The following is a 686-nucleotide window of genomic DNA, read 5'->3' on the forward strand; positions in this document are numbered from 1 at the left end:
GCCCGGTTAGCTCAAAAGCCGCTGGCATATTGTATTGGGCACTGCCACCTTGTAATTGATCAATAAACCACAAGCGCTGCTGGGCGTAGGACAGCTGCAAATTACCTTGCTGTCTATCGACTGGCATTATGTAACTTCGTTTAACTGAAGATTCACTATACTGCTTAACATAGTGGATAACCGAGTCTCGATTGGATTGAATTGCACTTTTCAGCTCTGCACTGAGCGCTCCACCTTTTTTGACTTTAAATCCAAGCTTGCCATTTTCTACAAAGAGAATAACGCCACTCTCAGTTGCAAGCTTAACGATATCTGATGCCTTCATAACCATCCTTCGCTTTCTAATTCTTCTTCTTTTAGCGTTATGCGTTTCAGCGCCAAGAGTTCATCAATGTACTTTGCCAATTCCAAAACCGTTGTCAGTTCATACACATCTGACAGTTCAGGCTGAATTTCGAACCGTTCTTTAATCGCAGTAAGTACCCTGATAGATAACAGCGAGTTTCCTCCTATTTCAAAGAAACAAGCCTCAATACTAATCTTGTGGAAATCGAGATGTAGCAACTCACTCCAGATCTCAACCAGCTGTTGCTCTGTCTCTGTTGTCGGTGCTCGGTAGCTGACCGTGTCGTCCATGGCCGTCGGTTTGGGTAACGCTTTTCTGTCTATCTTTCCGTTACTGGTTT

2 protein-coding genes are annotated in these 686 nt (G+C 43.9%); both read right to left on the bottom strand.

Annotated elements, in window-relative coordinates; all coding sequences use genetic code 11:
- On the bottom strand, nt 1–325 hold a 325-nt coding region (locus ACW689_RS21415; RefSeq protein ID WP_476294440.1), incomplete at its 3' end, for a TubC N-terminal docking domain-related protein.
- The coding region (locus ACW689_RS21420) for a phosphopantetheine-binding protein (RefSeq protein WP_476294442.1) at nt 322–686 on the bottom strand (365 nt) is incomplete at its 5' end. The genes ACW689_RS21415 and ACW689_RS21420, both read right to left, overlap by 4 nt.

This window comes from Pseudoalteromonas sp. ABE4_541, from assembly GCF_056312285.1.